Below are 15,265 nucleotides of genomic sequence, written 5' to 3'. Positions count from 1 at the left end.
GGTGGCACATGCACGGATCGCTGGGGCTGGTTGGCCGCCTCTTCGCGATCCTGCTCCTGACCTTGACGCTGGAATTTGCCGTCGGCACGCTCATTTACGAACGGGCAAGCCAGATATCGCTGCAGGATGACGAAGCACGGCGGCTGGCCGAACATCTGGTCATCGCCCGGAAATTATTGACCGAACAGCCGCCTGCTGAGCGGCGCGCCATGGGCGTTCAACTGACCACCGATCGCTACGATGTTCATTGGTCGGCTGCATCGCCGCCGCCCCCGCCGCTGTCGCCGGAACTGGAACGGATGCGGCAGCAGATCATCGCGTGGGAACCGACACTCGAACGCTCGCGCCTCTGGCTGCGGCTCACGTCGCCCAGTCGCCATTCGGAAATCAATGGCGGACTGCAACTGCCCGACGGCAGTTGGCTCTATTTCGGCATGCATCATGGCGGTGGCAAATGGGCCTTCACCATCGGCCGAATGGGCCTCGCCCTGATCCCGGTGCTGGCGCTGTTGGTGGCCGGATGGATATTGATCCGTCGCACATTGGCACCATTACGGGAGTTGACGCGAGCAACGGAGAAGATCGGCCTTGGTGCCGAAGTCATCCTGCCGGAAGCGGGAACCAGCGACGTGCGCGAACTGATCCGCGCGTTCAACGCCATGCAGACTCGCATCCATCGCCTGATCAACGAACGCACCGAGACATTGGCGGCGGTCGGCCATGACCTGCGCACCCCGCTTTCCCGGTTGCAGTTGCGGCTGGAAACGGTGCGGCAGGATGATGTCCGCGAAGCCATGGATGGCGATCTCGAAGAGATGGGGGCCATGATCGAATCGCTGCTCGATTTTCTGGGCGGGGAGAAGAATCCTGAGCCTCTGGTCCGGGCAGACCTGGCCGTCACGATCGCGACCGTGGTCGATGCGTTCCAGGATCATGGGCAGGATGTCGATTATAGCGGGCCGGACCATCTGGAGATGGAGATTCATGCGCTTTCGCTGCGCCGTGCCGTCCGCAACCTGATCGAAAATGCGCTCCATTATGGGCAGCGGGCGCGCGTCTCCCTGCTGCGGGTGGGGGACGAGGTGCTGATCCGCATCGACGATGATGGTCCCGGCATACCGCGCGATCAGATCGGCGAAGTGCTCAAGCCTTTCGCCCGGCTCGATACCGCGCGGCAGCGTAACACGCGCGGTCTGGGGCTGGGGCTGGCGATCGTGCAGAAAGCGGTGGAACTGGAACGCGCGCAGTTGACGCTGATCAATCGCCCCGAAGGCGGACTGCGGGCAGAAATCTGCCTGCAGCGGCCCAAGAACGTGCGGCGCTAACGCCGCTTATTTTCCCGCGCAGCTATCTCCCTCGCCCGCGATCAGATCCAGGCAGCGCCCATCGATCTTATCCTGCGCGATCGGCAGGCCGATCAGCGCGGCCAGACTGGGCATGATGTCCACCGTCTCGACGCCCAATGGCTGTTCGAAGCCGCGCATGTCCTTGCGCCAGAACAGGATCGGTACGCGACGGTCACTATCCCATGGGCTGCCATGCGTGGCGACTGAACCCATTACCGCCTGTTCGGGGATCGACATGACCCGCGACTTGAGCAGCAGGAGCAGGTCGCCCGACCGCGTCGGATCGAAGCTGGCACGCGCCTTCTGGATCAGGGTCCAGTTTTCGGGGGGGGCAACAGGAGAGGGGGTGGCGGCGATCTCGGCCTTGGTTAAGGCGGCGGCGACCTGCGGATGGGCACGAAGCAGCGCCAGCGTGGCAGCCTCCACCTTCGCGCGCTGGGCGGACGTCAGCCCTTTGTTGAAATAGAGGTCACCCGATGGGCCATCGCCCCAGATCAGGGTCTTGCCCGCAAGGCCGGTGCGCTGCGCTATGGCCGCGTTCAGCGCCTTGGGCGTGAGCGCGGTGTCGACGCGGCTTTCCATCGGCATGGCGTTCAGGCGATGCCGTTCGGGCAAGTCATGCCCGCCATGATCCGCGGTCAGCACCACGACATAATCGATGCCGTCCTTGTCGAGCCGGTCGAAAAAGGCACCCAGTTCCCGGTCCAGACGATCGACTTGGATGCAGCTTTCGGTCCCTTCGGTGCCGTAGCTATGACCGATATAGTCGGTGGCGGACAGGCCGATGGAGATGATGTCGGTCTGCGCCTGCTGACCCAGCGCCATCGTCGCGACGGCGGCCGCCGCGAACGCGAGCGTCATGGCATCCTGTTCCGGCGAGATTCGGAAGCTCTTATAATCGCCCGCAGCACGCGCAAAGCGGCCCGTGCCCACGGTACGGTCGCCCGCGCGCACAGCAAAATCCTTGGCTACGCATTGGGCGGGCAGGTCGAAGCCGGGATTGGGCTGCGCCAGTTGCCGGCCCATCGCCTCATTCACCTTGGCGACGAGCGGCGGTTTGGCGACGCCCTTGTAGCTGACATAGCCCTGCGGTCCGCCAAGCCACCAGACCTGGTCTGCGGTCGGCCCGCCCATCATGATAGCGGCCCGATCCTTGCCCGAAATCGACACCACGCGGGTCGCCGGATTGGCGGCTTTCATGCGTCCGCCCAATGTAGGTACTTTGAGATGTACAGGCGACGCGACATAGGCGTCGCTGCTGCTGCCCGGCTGGGTTTCGTCCTCGGCGCAGTAGACCGCTTTGTCTGGGCGCGCGGCGTTGAGGTCGAACCAGCTATTGGCGATGATGCCCGTGCGCGACGGACGGCTGCCGGTCAGGATGGTGCTGTGGCCGGGGCAGGTTTCGGTTGCGGCATGGCTTTGAAAGCCGTTGGGGAAGACCGCACCCTGGGTCAGTCGCTTGAGACCGCCGCTATAATATTGGCGATATTCGCTGAACAGATCGGCGGAAAATTGATCGACGCTGATTGCGACGATCAGCTTCGGCGGGGCGGAGGTTGTAGCCGGGGCAGGCGTCTGCGCCACAATCGGCATGGCGGTGGCCAGCAGCAGGGCGGCGGCGACATGTTTCAACATTTCCTGTACCTTCTCCAGCCTTGACGGCGAACGCCCCCGGACCTAGCCCGCTCTCACCCACTCGACCAGAGGCCCGATGCGGATTTTTCATGGCATATTGATGACGTTGGCGTTGCTGTTCGCCGCGCCCGCTGCGCTGGCCCAGGGCGCGTTCGGGGGCGGAGCGCCGCATATCGCCGCGCGGCTGGTGGCCGAAAGCGCCGCGCCGCAGCCCGGCAAGGGCACGACTATCGCCTTTGCCATGACGCCGGAGGCAGGATGGCACGGCTATTGGGAAAATCCGGGCGATGCAGGCTTGGGGATGAGCGTCGAATGGACGCTGCCAAAGGGCGTCAGCGTTGGGGCGTTGCGTTACCCTGTCCCTGAAACGCTGTTGATCTCCGGCCTGATGAACCATGTGTATGAAGGCCCCTATGGTATATTGGCGAACCTGACCGTCGCGCCGGATGTGGCACTGGGCACCCGTTTGCCGGTCCGGGTGAAGGCGCAATGGTTGGCTTGCACCGACAAAGTGTGCGTGCCTGAACGCGGGGAAATGGCGCTCGATCTCGTAGCGGGCGAGGGACAGGCCAGCGCCGCCGATCGCGCCCGGTTCGACGCCTGGCGCACGCATCTCCCCCGGCCGTTGGGCAGTGTGTCGACCTATGCCATCGCCGACGGCAAGCTGCGCCTGTCAGTGCCATTTCCAGCGGATGCGCAGGCGCGCGATGTCCATCTCTTTCCGCTGGCAGAGGGCCTCACCCGCTACGCCGCGCCGCAAAGCATCACCCGCGATGGCGATCGCCTACTGATCGAGACGGATGCGGCCGAAGGCGGCAAGGGCGGTAATGTTCAGGCGGTGTTGCGAACTGGCGAGCATGTCGGTTTCCTGCTGACGGCGCAGCCGGGCGCGGTTGCCGCATCGTCGGGCGGGGGGCAGGCGGGGGCGATCCTGGCCGCGCTCGGTGGCGCCTTGCTTGGCGGCTTGCTGCTCAACATCATGCCCTGCGTCTTTCCGATCCTGGGCCTCAAGGTCATGAAACTGGCCAAGGCCGGAGGCGACGAGCGCGTGGTCCGGCAGGAAGCGCTGGCCTATACGGCGGGTGTCATCATGACCTGCCTTGCCCTTGGTGGCATTTTGCTCGCCTTGCGCGCTGCGGGGACGGCGGCTGGCTGGGCGTTCCAGTTGCAGGATCCACGCATCATTCTGGGCTTGCTGCTGCTGGTGACGCTCATAGCCTTCAATCTGGCAGGCCTGTTCGATTTTCGTGCGATCGGCGGCGGTGATCGACTGGCGGGCAAAGGCGGCATAGCCGGGTCATTCTGGACCGGCGCGTTGGTCGCCTTCGTCGCAACTCCCTGCACGGGGCCGTTCATGGCGGCTGCCATGGGCGCGGCGCTGCTGCTGCCGCTGGTCGCTGCGCTGGCAGTGTTTGCCGGATTAGGCTTGGGCCTGGCGCTGCCCTTCCTGCTGCTCGCCTATGTCCCCGCTTTGCGGCGGCGTTTGCCCAAGCCTGGCGCATGGATGGGTCGCCTTCAGAAAATTCTCGCTATCCCTATGTTCCTGACCGCGCTCGGCCTTGCCTGGCTATTGGGTCAGCAGCGCGGCGTTTCGGGCATGACTATCGGTCTGGCGGCGGCGCTCCTGCTGGCGCTTCTACTCTGGTGGCTGGGCATGCGGCAGCGTGCAGGCCGGGGGGGCGGACTGATCGCCACCTTGTTGGGCGTGGCGTTGCTTGCCGCAGCAGCGGTGACATTGCCGACGCAAGCCCCCGCGGAAACAGCAAGCGCCAATCATCTCGCGTTCGACGAGGCGCAGCTGGCCAGTCTGCGCGCGGCGAACAAGCCCGTTTTCCTCTATTTTACCGCCGACTGGTGCCTGACCTGCAAGGCCAATGAAGCCGCCGCCATCGACCGTGCCGAAACGCGCGCCCGTTTCGAACAGGGTGGCGTAACGGTCATGGTTGGCGACTGGACCAATGCCGACCCCGCCATTACCCGCTTCTTGGAAGCGCAGGGCCGTTCGGGCGTGCCGCTCTACCTCTGGTATGCGCCGGGTAAGGAGGCGCAGACCTTGCCGCAATTGCTGAGCGTAGCGACGCTGACCGGACTGGTACGCTGATGGCCAAGATACGCGCCGATCAGTTGCTCGTCGATCTGGGCCTGGCGGAAAGCCGCGCCCGCGCGCAGGCGTTGATCCTGGCGGGCCATGTCTTCCTCGGCGATCGCAAGGTGGAGAAAGCCGGTCAGCAAGTCGCGCCGGACGCTGCGATCGACGTGCGCGGTCGCGACCATCCTTGGGTCTCGCGCGGGGGCATCAAGCTCGCCCACGCGCTTGATACATTCGGTATCGACGTGACCGGTCAGGTCGCGATCGACGTAGGCAGTTCGACCGGCGGCTTTACCGACGTGCTGCTGACCAACGGCGCGGCCAAAGTCTATGCGGTCGATAGCGGCACCAATCAGCTCGCCTGGAAATTGCGTTCGGATGATCGGGTGATCGTTCATGAACAGACCAGTGCGCGCATATTGACGGAAACGCATATCCCGGAGCCGGTCGATTGTATCGTCTGCGACGCGAGCTTCATCGCTTTGTCCAAGGTGCTGGAACGCCCGCTGACCTTCGCCCGGCCCGGCGCCGCCCTGGTAGCGTTGATCAAACCGCAGTTCGAAGCGGGACGTGGCGAAGTCGGCAAGGGCGGGGTCGTGCGCGACGTGGCGATCCACGATCGGGTTTGCGCGGAAGTGCGGGCATGGATCGATGCGCAGGGTTGGACCGTTATCGGCCTGACACAAAGTCCGATTACGGGTCCACAGGGCAATGTCGAATTTCTCATCTACGCGCGGCTTGGTGGATAAACGCCCCATGTTCGTTTCTCGCCAGTAAGTTCATCCAGCGGCAAAAGGTCATGTTGTGCCGCTTGCAAAGGCCCGTTAGCCCCCTCCTATGCGATTTCCCCATCTCCTCGCCTTTACAGCGCTTTGCCTTGCCGGTTGCGGCAGTGAAAAGGCGCAGCAACCGCGCGCCGTTCCGCTGGTGGAGGCGGCACCGGTCGCCACGGCAACCTTTACCGACCGCCTAGAGGCGGTCGGCACGGCCCTTGCCAACGAGCAGGTGGTTTTGTCCGCGCCGGTGACGGAGCGGATCACATCGATCAATTTCGCGGATGGTGCTTATGTCAAAAAGGGTCAGGTGATCGCGACGCTGGCGGTTGGCCAGGAACAGGCCGAGCTTGCGGCCGCCGAAGCGCAGGCCTTGCAGGCCCGCCAGCAATTGGAGCGGGTCCAGTCGCTCAAGACCCGCGGCTTTGCGACCGCGTCGTCGCTCGATCAGCAACTCGCGCTGGCCAACGCAGCGCGCGCCACTGCCGATCAGGCGCGCGCGTCGATCGGCGACCGGGTGATCCGTGCCCCCTTCACGGGTTGGGCCAGTCTGCGGATTGTTTCGCCCGGTGCGATCGTGTCGGCAGGCACCGCCATCGCGACGGTCAGCGACGTGTCACGCATCAAGCTCGACTTCACCATCCCGGAGACACGGCTATCGTCGATCCAGGCCGGTCAGTCGATCAAGGCTATTTCCGCCGCCTGGCCCGACCGGCCCTATACGGGCACGATCGCGACGATCGATCCGGTGATCGACCCCGCCACGCGGGCAGTGCGGGTCCGGGCGATCTTGCCTAATCCTGACCGGACGCTCAAACCCGGCATGTTGCTGACCGTCAGCGTCGCATCGCGCCAGCGCCAGTCGTTGGCTTTGCCCGAACTGGCGATCGTCGGTGATGGCGAGGACCGGTTCGTGTTCCTGCTCGAAGGTCGCAAGGTGAAGCGGGTCAAAGTCGATACTGGCATTCGCCAGGATGGACAGGTCGAGATTTTGAGCGGCCTGAAGGCGGGGCAGCAGGTCGTGATCGAGGGTGTGGTGAAACTGAGCGATGGCGCGACCGTGCGCCTGGCGGGTGACAAGCCAGCGCCTTCGCGCAAGCCTGCGGGCTAGAGCAGTCATGCAACTGTCCGATCTCTCCGTCCGCCGCCCGGTTTTTGCGGCCGTCGTCGCCATCTTGCTCTGCATCGTCGGCGTGGTCGGCTATCTCAGCCTGTCGGTACGCGAATATCCCGATACAGACCCGCCGGTCGTATCGGTCGAGACAAGCTATACCGGGGCCGCCGCTTCGGTCGTAGAGACGCGCATCACCCAGTTGATCGAAGATGCGGTGGCCGGTGTCCAAGGCATCAGGACCATCACGTCGACGTCGCAGGATGGCACGTCCAACATCAGCATCGAATTCGATCCGTCGCGCGACATTGATACGGCGGCGAATGACGTGCGTGACCGTGTCGGTTCCGTGGTTGAGGACTTGCCCGAAGACGCGTTGGCTCCTGAAATTCGCAAGGTCGATGCGGATGCGCGGCCGATCCTGTTTCTGGCCTTCTCCCGCCCCGGTTGGACCTCGATTCAACTCAGCGACTATATCGACCGCAACGTTGCGGACCGCTTCTCTGCCATCGATGGCGTGGCGCGGGTTACCATTGGTGGCGAGGCGCGGCCTTCGACCCGTGTGTGGATGAATGCCGAGCGGCTGGCTGCCTTTGGTCTGACGCCAGCCGACGTGGAAAACGCCCTGCGTGCGCAGAATGTCGAATTACCCGCCGGTCGCTTTGAATCGAAGGATCAGAATCAGACGCTGCGCGTCGAACGGGCGTTTGCTACGACCGCGCAGTTCGCCAGCTTGGTCGTCGGCCGTGGTGCCGACGGATACCAGGTCAAGCTGGGCGACGTCGCGCGGATCGAGGAAGCGGCGGAAAATCCCTATAACAGCTTCCGATCCAACGCCGGGACGGCCGTGGGATTGGGCATCGTGCGCCAGTCGGGTGCCAATACGCTGGACGTCGCCGACAAGGCGAAGGCTTTGGCAGAGGAATTGCGACCAACCCTGCCCGAAGGCATGCGCGTTGCCGTCGGGTCCGACGAGTCCCTCTTCATCAGCCGTGCCATTGCCAACGTCTACGACACGCTGATCGAGGCGGCGCTGCTCGTCATTCTCGTCATCTTCCTGTTTCTGGGCTCGGTGCGCGCTACCATCATCCCGGCCATTACCGTGCCGATCTGTCTGTTGGCGACCTGTGCTGTCATGTGGTTGGCGGGCCTGTCGATCAACCTGCTGACATTGCTGGCGTTCGTGTTGGCCATTGGCCTCGTCGTGGATGACGCCATCGTCGTGCTTGAGAATGTCTATCACCGCATCGAACAGGGCGAAGACCCGCTTCTTGCGTCCTATCTTGGTACGCGGCAGGTGGGTTTCGCCATCATCTCGACCACTTTGGTCGTGTGTGCGGTGTTCGTGCCGGTGATGTTCCTCGCCGGACAGACGGGGTTGCTGTTCCGTGAACTGGCTATCGCGATGGTCGCGGCCATTGCTTTTTCGGGCTTCATTTCCCTCAGCCTTGCACCCATGCTCTGCTCCAAATTGCTCAACGATGCGGAGCGCGGGCGTTTGGCGCGCTGGGTCGATGCACGGTTTCAGAGGATCGAAGGCGGCTATCGCAAGTGGCTGGATCGGGTGCTCAACAAGCCCCTGATCCCACTCATCGGGGTCGGCCTTTTCCTCGCCATCGCAGGCGGTTTGTTCACCCTGTTGCCCAACGAATTGGCACCGGCCGAAGATACAGGTGTCGTCGACAGCCAGATCAGCGCGCCCGAAGGCACCGGCTATGCCCGGATGCTGACCTATATGCGCAAGATCGAGGATGAACTCTCGCCGTTGCGCAAGGATGGCACGCTTCAAAATCTGATTATCCGCACGCCAAGCGGCTTTGGTACGACCGACGACTTCAACGGCGGCAATGTCATCGCCTTCCTCCGACCTTGGGAGGATCGCACGATCACAACGGCGGAAGTCGCGACCATCATCAACAATGTCATCGCCAACCAGCCAGGCGTGCGCGGCAATGCCGCACCGCGCTCTGGCTTGGGACGCGGGCGCGGCCTGCCGGTCAATATCGTGCTTGCAGGCTCTACCTACGAAGGCCTGGTCGCGGCACGCGATCGCATCACCGCGGCCGCCGCCAACTATCCGGGTTTGATCAACCTCGACAGCGACTATAAGGAAACCAAACCGCAAATGCGGATCGACGTCGATCAGCAGCGCGCCGGCGATCTGGGCGTGTCGGTTAACGATGTCAGCCAAGCGCTGCAAAGCCTGCTCGGCTCCCGCCGCGTGACTACCTATGTCGATCGGGGCGAGGAATATCGTGTCATCGTGCAAGCCGAAGACGAAGGGCGGCAAACCCTCGCCGATCTGGAACGGATCAATGTCCGCACCCGCACCGGGGCGCTGGTGCCACTGTCGTCCGTCGTGACCGTGCGTGAAGTCGCAGGGCCACGTCAGCTTAACCGGTTCAACAAGCTCCGCGCGATCACTTTGACCGCGGCCCTTGCACCGGGAACCTCGCTTGGGGACGCGCTCACATTTCTGGAGAATGAAGCACGGCAAGCGCCCGAAGTGCTGGCCATCGGCTATCGCGGCGAAAGCCAGTCGTTGCGGGAAACCGGCGGATCGATCTGGTTGATTTTCGGCCTCACCATCCTCGTCGTCTTTCTGCTACTCGCCGCGCAATTTGAGAGCTTCATCCATCCCGGTGTCATCATCGCCACAGTGCCGCTCGCCGTGGCGGGCGGCGTGATTGGGCTGATCATCACTGGGGGCACGATCAATCTCTACAGCCAGATCGGTATCGTCATGCTCGTGGGGCTGGCAGCCAAGAACGGCATTCTGATCGTCGAGTTCGCCAACCAGTTGCGCGACGAAGGCATGGAGGTGGGGCAGGCCATTCGCGAGGCCGCGACCCGCCGCCTGCGTCCCATCCTCATGACCTCGATCGCGACGGTCATCGGCGCAGTGCCGCTGGTCATCCGCGGCGGGGCGGGAGCGGCGGCGCGCCAGTCGATCGGTGTGGTCATCGTATCGGGCGTCAGCTTGGCGACACTGATCACATTATTCCTCATCCCCATCTTCTATTCGCGCGTTGCCAAGCGCACGGTTTCCCCGCAAACCGTCGGCCGAAAGCTGGATTCGGCGCTGAAGGACGCGCCTGAACCGGCGGAATGAGGGTTATGGAGAAGCGTTGCCGATGAACGAGATCGCGTCCCCCGGCCAGTTGCGCCTCGCTTATCTGCGGTGGTCCCTGCTTACCGTTCCGGCCATTGTACTTTTAGGCTTCCTGTCGGGGCGCCTCGCCAATAGCGGCTATGGCAATCGTTGGTTCGATGCGTTGGAAAAGCCCGCATTGATGCCGCCCGGCTGGCTGTTCGGTGTCGCCTGGACCATTCTCTACATATTGATGGGTCTGGCACTGGCTATCGTCCTGCATGCGCGCGGCGCGAAGGGGCGGGGACCGGCGATTACCCTGTTCCTGGTCCAGCTGGTCATGAACCTTGCTTGGTCGCCGCTCTTCTTCCGCGCGCATCAGGTCGGCAGCGCGCTGATGTTGATATTGGCGCTGATCGTCGTTGTCGCGATAACCATATGGCTGTTTGGCCGGATACGGCGTGTCGCCGGTTTGCTGCTGCTCCCCTATCTGGCGTGGCTCGCCTTTGCTTCCTTCCTCAATTATGAGATTGGACGGCTCAATCCCGATGCCGAGACCCTTGTCGCACCGGCGCTTAGCACCCAGATATGATTTTTGGCGCAGGTTCCATCGCGCCGCCGCAAAGGACAAGAGCAATGCAGAGCGAAAACCGCTTTTTCGACGATCTGGCCAAGCTGGTAAACGGTGCCGCCGGTACGGTTGCGGGCATGAGCCGCGAGTTCGAGGCCAATGCCCGTGAAAAGGCCAAGGAATGGATTGGAGGCATGGAGTTTGTGTCGCGCGAGGAGTTTGATGCGGTTAAGGCCATGGCTGCCGTCGCGCGCGAAGAGGTCGAATTGCTGAAGGCGCGCCTCGACGCGCTGGAGGGGCGGACGTCCGAACCCGTCACCAAGACGGTCAAGGCGAGCAAGCCAAAGGGAAGCGACGCGCTCTGATCCTGTCTGTCTTTTCGCCTTATGCAGTGATAAGGCGCGGCGATGATGGATAGTGACGAGTTTGAACATGGCGGTCAGGAGGCCGCTCCGATCGATATGCTGGCGGCCTTTTACGAGGCGCATGGCTGGAGCTACGAGCAGGTTGGCGAGGATGAGATCGTCGCCAACACGCAAGGATCTTGGGCGCAATATGAATTGCGCGGCATTTGGCGCGACGAAGACCAGGTGTTGCAGCTATTGGCAATGCCCGACATCCGCGTCACCGATGAGAAGCGCAGCGTCATTTACGAGACGCTGGGCCTAATCAACGAACAGCTCTGGCTCGGTCATTTCGAACTCTGGTCTTCGAGCGGCATCATTCTGTTCCGTCATGGGGCGCTGCTGGGCGCAGGCGGCACGCTGACGCTCGACCAGGCGCAACTGCTGGTCGAAACGGCGATCGACGAATGCGAACGCTTCTATCCCGTGTTCCAGTTCGTATTGTGGGGCGGCAAATCCCCGTCGGAAGCGATTTCCGCCAGTTTGATCGAAACGCGCGGCGAAGCCTGAGCCGATGACGATCTGGCCCCAACACCTCTTTCTCGTCGGCTGTGGCAATATGGCGGGGCAGATGTTGTCGCGCTGGCTTGCTTGCGGCCTTGATCCTGCGCGCGTTACCGTCCTGCGTCCGAGCGGTAAGGCGGTGGCGGATGGCGTGGTGGTGATGACGGATTATCCCGCCGCATTGCCCGCTGGAACCACGGTGCTGCTCGGCATGAAACCCTATCAGATTGGCGATGTGGCGGAATCACTTGCGCCCCTATGCGCGGCTGACACGAGGATCGTGTCGATCCTGGCGGGCACGCTTTTGGCGGACCTGCGCGCATGTTTCCCGCAGGTTCGGGACATTGTGCGGGCCATGCCCAATTTGCCCGTGGGGCTGGGCGAGGGCGTGACCGCGCTGTTCACGGATAGCCGCACTGCACCCCCGGCGAGGGATGCCGTCGATGCCCTTATCCGTCCGTTGGGCCTTGCCGAATGGGTGACGGACGAAGCGTTGCTCAACCAGGTCACGGCGCTGTCGGGATGTGGTCCTGCCTTTGTGTTCCGCTTCATCGACGCGTTGGCCAAGGCAGGCGAAGCGCTCGGCATTCCCGCCGATCAGGCCGCTCGGATGGCGCTGGCGACGGTTCAAGGTTCGGCCAATATGGCGGCCTGCGCCAGCGATAGCCCTAGCCAGTTGGCCGATCGAGTTGCCAGTCCCGGCGGCATGACGCGCGAAGGCATGAACATCCTCGACGCCGACGACCGTCTGCGCACGCTGCTGGTCGACACATTGACGGCGGCGCGGGATCGCGGCGAAGCGATGGCGCGGGGGGAATAGGCCGGTTCCGGCACGGGACGATTTGCGCTAGGGGCATATCTTCCCTGTTTGGAGCTTTCCCATGCTGTCGCCCGACACCCCCATATTGCTGCTGACCACTGGCGGAACGATCGACAAAGTCTATTTCGATGCGCTGTCCGACTATCAGGTGGGCGAAACGGTGATGGCCAAGCTGCTGGACGTGGCACGGGTCAAGCGGCCGTTTCGGATCGAGGAAGTGACCCGCAAGGACAGCCTTGAACTGGACGATCGCGATCGCGCGCTCATCTATGCGCGGATTGCGGCCGCGGCGGAAAAGCATATCGTCATCACCCATGGCACCGATACGATGACCGACACGGCCAAGGCGCTGGCGGGCATCGAGGGCAAGACGATCGTCCTCGTCGGTGCGCTCGCGCCCGCGCGCTTCGGGGAGAGCGATGCGAGTTTCAACCTCGGCATGGCCTTCGCCACCGCGCAGGTGGCGGAACCCGGCGTTTACATCACCATGAGCGGATCGGTGTTCCGTGCCGACCAAGTGATCAAGGACCGCGCCAAAGGTGCCTTCGTGTCGATGCCGACCTGACAGCCATGGTCTTTCGGGTTGGTTTACGGCGCAGTCGAGGCGTTTACATCGACGAACTACACAGGATCAGGACCAGAATGATGCGTCACAGGATTGCCGCTACCCTAGCCCTCTCTCTCTTTGCGACACCTTTGGTGGCGCAGGCTTCGGATATTTCCACCCATGTTCTCGATCTGGCGCAGGGCGTGGGTGGGGCCGACATCCCGGCGACGCTGGAGCGCAAGGATGCGGCCGGCAACTGGACCCGCGTCGCCACGGCGCGCACCGATGGCAATGGCCGCATCCGCAGCTTTGGCGAAGGGATCGATACGCCGCCCGGCATCTATCGCATCAGTTTCGACATGACGGCCTATGCAGGATCGGCGGCGAAGCCATTTTTCCCGGAAATCAGCGTCACGTTCCGCGCCGACGAGGCAAAGGCCAATTATCATGTGCCGGTCGTCGTCAGCCCCTATGGCTATAGCAGCTATCGCGGCAATTGATTGGCCCAGACGAGGAAGGGGCGCCCCGATGATATCGGGACGCCCCTTTTTCCTTCAGCCTGCCGTTATCGGCTCAAGCCAAGCCGATCAGCCTTCGACCTTGGCATATTTGGGCGCGGCTTCGTTGAGGATCGCGAGGATCTTCTTGAGCGCGGTGGGTTCGTCGGTTTCTTCCATCGCGGCCAGTTCGCGGGCGAGACGGCTGGAGGCCGCTTCGAAGATCTGACGCTCGGAATAGCTTTGTTCGGGCTGGTCGTCGGCCCGGAACAGGTCGCGGGTCACTTCGGCGATCGACACCAGGTCGCCCGAATTGATCTTCGCTTCATATTCCTGCGCGCGGCGCGACCACATGGTGCGCTTGACCTTGGGCTTGCCCTTCAATGTTTCCATCGATTCTTCGAGCGTCTTGTTGGACGACAGCTTGCGCATGCCGACGCCTTCGGCCTTGTTGGTCGGTACGCGGAGCGTCATGCGCTCTTTTTCGAAACGGAGCACGTACAGCTCCAGATCCATGCCTGCAATCTGCTCTTTCTGCAGCTCGATTACACGGCCTACGCCATGCTTGGGATAAACGACATAATCACCAACGTCAAAGGACAGCGCTTTGGCAGCCATTTGCAACCTTTCCAATTCAACCGGGGAACGGGGCCGACGCAGGGCACATGCGATAGGGGTCACATGCAGGGAAGACCGCGACACCACCGTCAAGACATGAAGCTAATACTCCAGGGGCGAGCGCATATGCCCGTCCGTTGTGACGGCTTTTAGCAGATTCGTAACAAAATTACCACCCCCGGACATAAAGGGCGGGCGTGTGGCGCAAAATGGGACGGCGAAGGCGGCGGCGGCGCGCCCGTCAGCTACCCGTGCCGGGTTCCGGCGAGAAATACTGTTCCAGCTTGTTCTCGACGCCCTTCATGGCATCGGCGTCGGCCGGGGCATCGCCCTTGACCGTGATGTTGGGCCATTCGGCCGAATATTTGGTGTTCAGCTCCAGCCATTTTTCCAGGCCATTTTCGGTATCGGGCAGGATCGCTTCGGCCGGGCATTCAGGCTCGCACACGCCGCAGTCGATACATTCGCTCGGATTGATGACCAGCATATTCTCACCCTCGTAGAAACAATCCACGGGGCAGACCTCGACGCAATCCATATATTTGCAGCGGATGCAGTTGTCGGTCACGACATAGGTCATTGTCTGGTCACTCTTGGTTGGAAAAGCGCGGTCCTGCTATGCGCAGGCACGGCCAAGGTCAATGAGGATAATGTTGCCGGGGGTTTAGGCCCGGTTTCCTGCGGCCCGACTCGAAAGTTCACACCGTTGCAGGGTTGGATTGGGCGGACGGCGGGATAGGCGCGTGATGATGCGAATCCGGCGAAGTTCACACCGTTGCAGGCGTGCGTCGTGGGAGCGGGGTGGACGATGGGAAAGAGCGGTGCCGGGGGGAGGGTAACATGGGATTGGGATGTAGGACAGAGCGGTGGCAGGTTCCTGGTACAGGCGGAGTGAGGGTGTCCTGAGCCTTACACCATCGCGCCGCATCAATGCCGAGCCCCCTCATCCAACTCCGCCTCGGCGGGGAGAAGGGGGGTGCGTCGAGAGAGGGGCACCATGGCGGACGGCTGGCATGGTTAGAGGGGGATGCCCCTCAAACGGCGTCACCCCGGACTCGATCCGGGGTCTATTAGCCTCGCCCTCTCAGTGACGCCGAACTGTTGAGCCAATGGATGCCGGGTCAAGCCCGGCATGACGGCGAAGGGTGGATTGCCGTCAGTCCGATTTGGAAAGGCCCGCAACTAAATCTCGTTTGAACCGAATATACATCTCCAGCTTCTTCAATCGCCACCATCTACAAAACAACCCGGCCACAACG

General features: G+C 62.7%; 14 protein-coding genes. 11 read left to right on the top strand and 3 right to left on the bottom strand.

Annotated elements, in window-relative coordinates:
- Positions 1-8: 8 nt before the first annotated feature.
- Positions 9-1,325 (top strand): ATP-binding protein, encoded by a 1,317-nt coding sequence (locus ACZ2HM_RS08905; protein WP_037477296.1) that lies wholly within the window; start codon positions 9-11, stop codon positions 1,323-1,325.
- A 6-nt stretch (positions 1,326-1,331) separates the two neighbouring features.
- On the opposite strand, the gene ACZ2HM_RS08900 is transcribed toward ACZ2HM_RS08905, so the two are convergent.
- Entirely contained in the window at positions 1,332-2,981 is a 1,650-nt protein-coding gene (locus ACZ2HM_RS08900; RefSeq protein WP_470425066.1) for an alkaline phosphatase family protein, read from the bottom strand.
- A gap of 76 nt (positions 2,982-3,057) precedes the next feature.
- On the opposite strand from ACZ2HM_RS08900, the gene ACZ2HM_RS08895 reads away from it, so the two are divergent.
- The 10 genes from ACZ2HM_RS08895 to uraH all read left to right on the top strand — a co-directional run bounded on the left by ACZ2HM_RS08895 (position 3,058) and on the right by uraH (position 13,391).
- The gene (locus ACZ2HM_RS08895) at positions 3,058-5,082 is read left to right on the top strand and encodes a protein-disulfide reductase DsbD family protein (RefSeq protein ID WP_470425065.1); all 2,025 of its coding nucleotides are present in this window, start codon (positions 3,058-3,060) and stop codon (positions 5,080-5,082) included.
- A complete protein-coding gene (locus ACZ2HM_RS08890; RefSeq protein ID WP_470425064.1) occupies positions 5,082-5,819 on the top strand; it encodes a TlyA family RNA methyltransferase in 738 nt (245 codons plus the stop codon). The genes ACZ2HM_RS08895 and ACZ2HM_RS08890 overlap by 1 nt, the downstream gene beginning before the upstream one ends.
- A gap of 88 nt (positions 5,820-5,907) precedes the next feature.
- Positions 5,908-6,954 carry an efflux RND transporter periplasmic adaptor subunit gene (locus ACZ2HM_RS08885; RefSeq protein WP_470425063.1) on the top strand — a complete coding sequence of 349 codons (1,047 nt, stop codon included), beginning with the start codon at positions 5,908-5,910 and terminating at the stop codon, positions 6,952-6,954.
- Between the two features lie 7 nt (positions 6,955-6,961).
- Complete coding sequence (locus ACZ2HM_RS08880; protein ID WP_470425062.1) at positions 6,962-10,066, top strand: efflux RND transporter permease subunit; 3,105 nt, start codon at positions 6,962-6,964, stop codon at positions 10,064-10,066.
- A 22-nt stretch (positions 10,067-10,088) separates the two neighbouring features.
- A complete protein-coding gene (locus tag ACZ2HM_RS08875) occupies positions 10,089-10,637 on the top strand; it encodes a TspO/MBR family protein (protein ID WP_470425061.1) in 549 nt (182 codons plus the stop codon).
- Positions 10,638-10,681: 44 nt separating this feature from the next.
- Complete coding sequence (locus ACZ2HM_RS08870) at positions 10,682-10,981, top strand: accessory factor UbiK family protein (RefSeq protein ID WP_470425060.1); 300 nt, start codon at positions 10,682-10,684, stop codon at positions 10,979-10,981.
- A 42-nt stretch (positions 10,982-11,023) separates the two neighbouring features.
- Positions 11,024-11,530 (top strand): type III secretion system chaperone family protein, encoded by a 507-nt coding sequence (locus ACZ2HM_RS08865; RefSeq protein ID WP_037477312.1) that lies wholly within the window; start codon positions 11,024-11,026, stop codon positions 11,528-11,530.
- Between the two features lie 4 nt (positions 11,531-11,534).
- Positions 11,535-12,344, top strand: a complete 810-nt coding sequence (proC, locus tag ACZ2HM_RS08860; RefSeq protein ID WP_470425059.1) for a pyrroline-5-carboxylate reductase — start codon at positions 11,535-11,537, stop codon at positions 12,342-12,344.
- Positions 12,345-12,405: 61 nt separating this feature from the next.
- Positions 12,406-12,909: an asparaginase domain-containing protein gene (locus tag ACZ2HM_RS08855; protein ID WP_470425058.1), complete on the top strand. Its 504-nt coding sequence runs from the start codon at positions 12,406-12,408 to the stop codon at positions 12,907-12,909.
- Positions 12,910-12,989: 80 nt separating this feature from the next.
- On the top strand, positions 12,990-13,391 hold the full coding sequence (gene uraH, locus ACZ2HM_RS08850) for a hydroxyisourate hydrolase (RefSeq protein ID WP_470425057.1): 402 nt from the start codon (positions 12,990-12,992) through the stop codon (positions 13,389-13,391).
- An 87-nt stretch (positions 13,392-13,478) separates the two neighbouring features.
- Here the strand turns inward: uraH and ACZ2HM_RS08845 are convergent, their stop codons facing one another.
- Together ACZ2HM_RS08845 and fdxA are read right to left on the bottom strand one after the other, a co-directional pair.
- On the bottom strand, positions 13,479-14,006 hold the full coding sequence (locus ACZ2HM_RS08845) for a CarD family transcriptional regulator (RefSeq protein ID WP_037477608.1): 528 nt from the start codon (positions 14,004-14,006) through the stop codon (positions 13,479-13,481).
- Positions 14,007-14,247: 241 nt separating this feature from the next.
- A complete protein-coding gene (gene fdxA, locus ACZ2HM_RS08840; RefSeq protein WP_069066175.1) occupies positions 14,248-14,586 on the bottom strand; it encodes a ferredoxin FdxA in 339 nt (112 codons plus the stop codon).
- Positions 14,587-15,265 lie beyond the last annotated feature (679 nt).

The organism is Sphingobium sp. KKT206, assembly GCF_055640555.1.
The sequence above is the reverse complement of the archived record's forward strand: the minus strand, read 5'-3'. Positions and strand labels throughout refer to the sequence as shown.

Coding starts and splice junctions, on each gene's coding strand:
- ACZ2HM_RS08905 (WP_037477296.1), top strand. CDS start 9: ATGCACGGATCGCTGGGGCTGGTTGGCCGCCTCTTCGCGATCCTGCTC.
- ACZ2HM_RS08900 (WP_470425066.1), bottom strand. CDS start 2,981: ATGTTGAAACATGTCGCCGCCGCCCTGCTGCTGGCCACCGCCATGCCG.
- ACZ2HM_RS08895 (WP_470425065.1), top strand. CDS start 3,058: ATGCGGATTTTTCATGGCATATTGATGACGTTGGCGTTGCTGTTCGCC.
- ACZ2HM_RS08890 (WP_470425064.1), top strand. CDS start 5,082: ATGGCCAAGATACGCGCCGATCAGTTGCTCGTCGATCTGGGCCTGGCG.
- ACZ2HM_RS08885 (WP_470425063.1), top strand. CDS start 5,908: ATGCGATTTCCCCATCTCCTCGCCTTTACAGCGCTTTGCCTTGCCGGT.
- ACZ2HM_RS08880 (WP_470425062.1), top strand. CDS start 6,962: ATGCAACTGTCCGATCTCTCCGTCCGCCGCCCGGTTTTTGCGGCCGTC.
- ACZ2HM_RS08875 (WP_470425061.1), top strand. CDS start 10,089: ATGAACGAGATCGCGTCCCCCGGCCAGTTGCGCCTCGCTTATCTGCGG.
- ACZ2HM_RS08870 (WP_470425060.1), top strand. CDS start 10,682: ATGCAGAGCGAAAACCGCTTTTTCGACGATCTGGCCAAGCTGGTAAAC.
- ACZ2HM_RS08865 (WP_037477312.1), top strand. CDS start 11,024: ATGATGGATAGTGACGAGTTTGAACATGGCGGTCAGGAGGCCGCTCCG.
- proC (WP_470425059.1), top strand. CDS start 11,535: ATGACGATCTGGCCCCAACACCTCTTTCTCGTCGGCTGTGGCAATATG.
- ACZ2HM_RS08855 (WP_470425058.1), top strand. CDS start 12,406: ATGCTGTCGCCCGACACCCCCATATTGCTGCTGACCACTGGCGGAACG.
- uraH (WP_470425057.1), top strand. CDS start 12,990: ATGCGTCACAGGATTGCCGCTACCCTAGCCCTCTCTCTCTTTGCGACA.
- ACZ2HM_RS08845 (WP_037477608.1), bottom strand. CDS start 14,006: ATGGCTGCCAAAGCGCTGTCCTTTGACGTTGGTGATTATGTCGTTTAT.
- fdxA (WP_069066175.1), bottom strand. CDS start 14,586: ATGACCTATGTCGTGACCGACAACTGCATCCGCTGCAAATATATGGAT.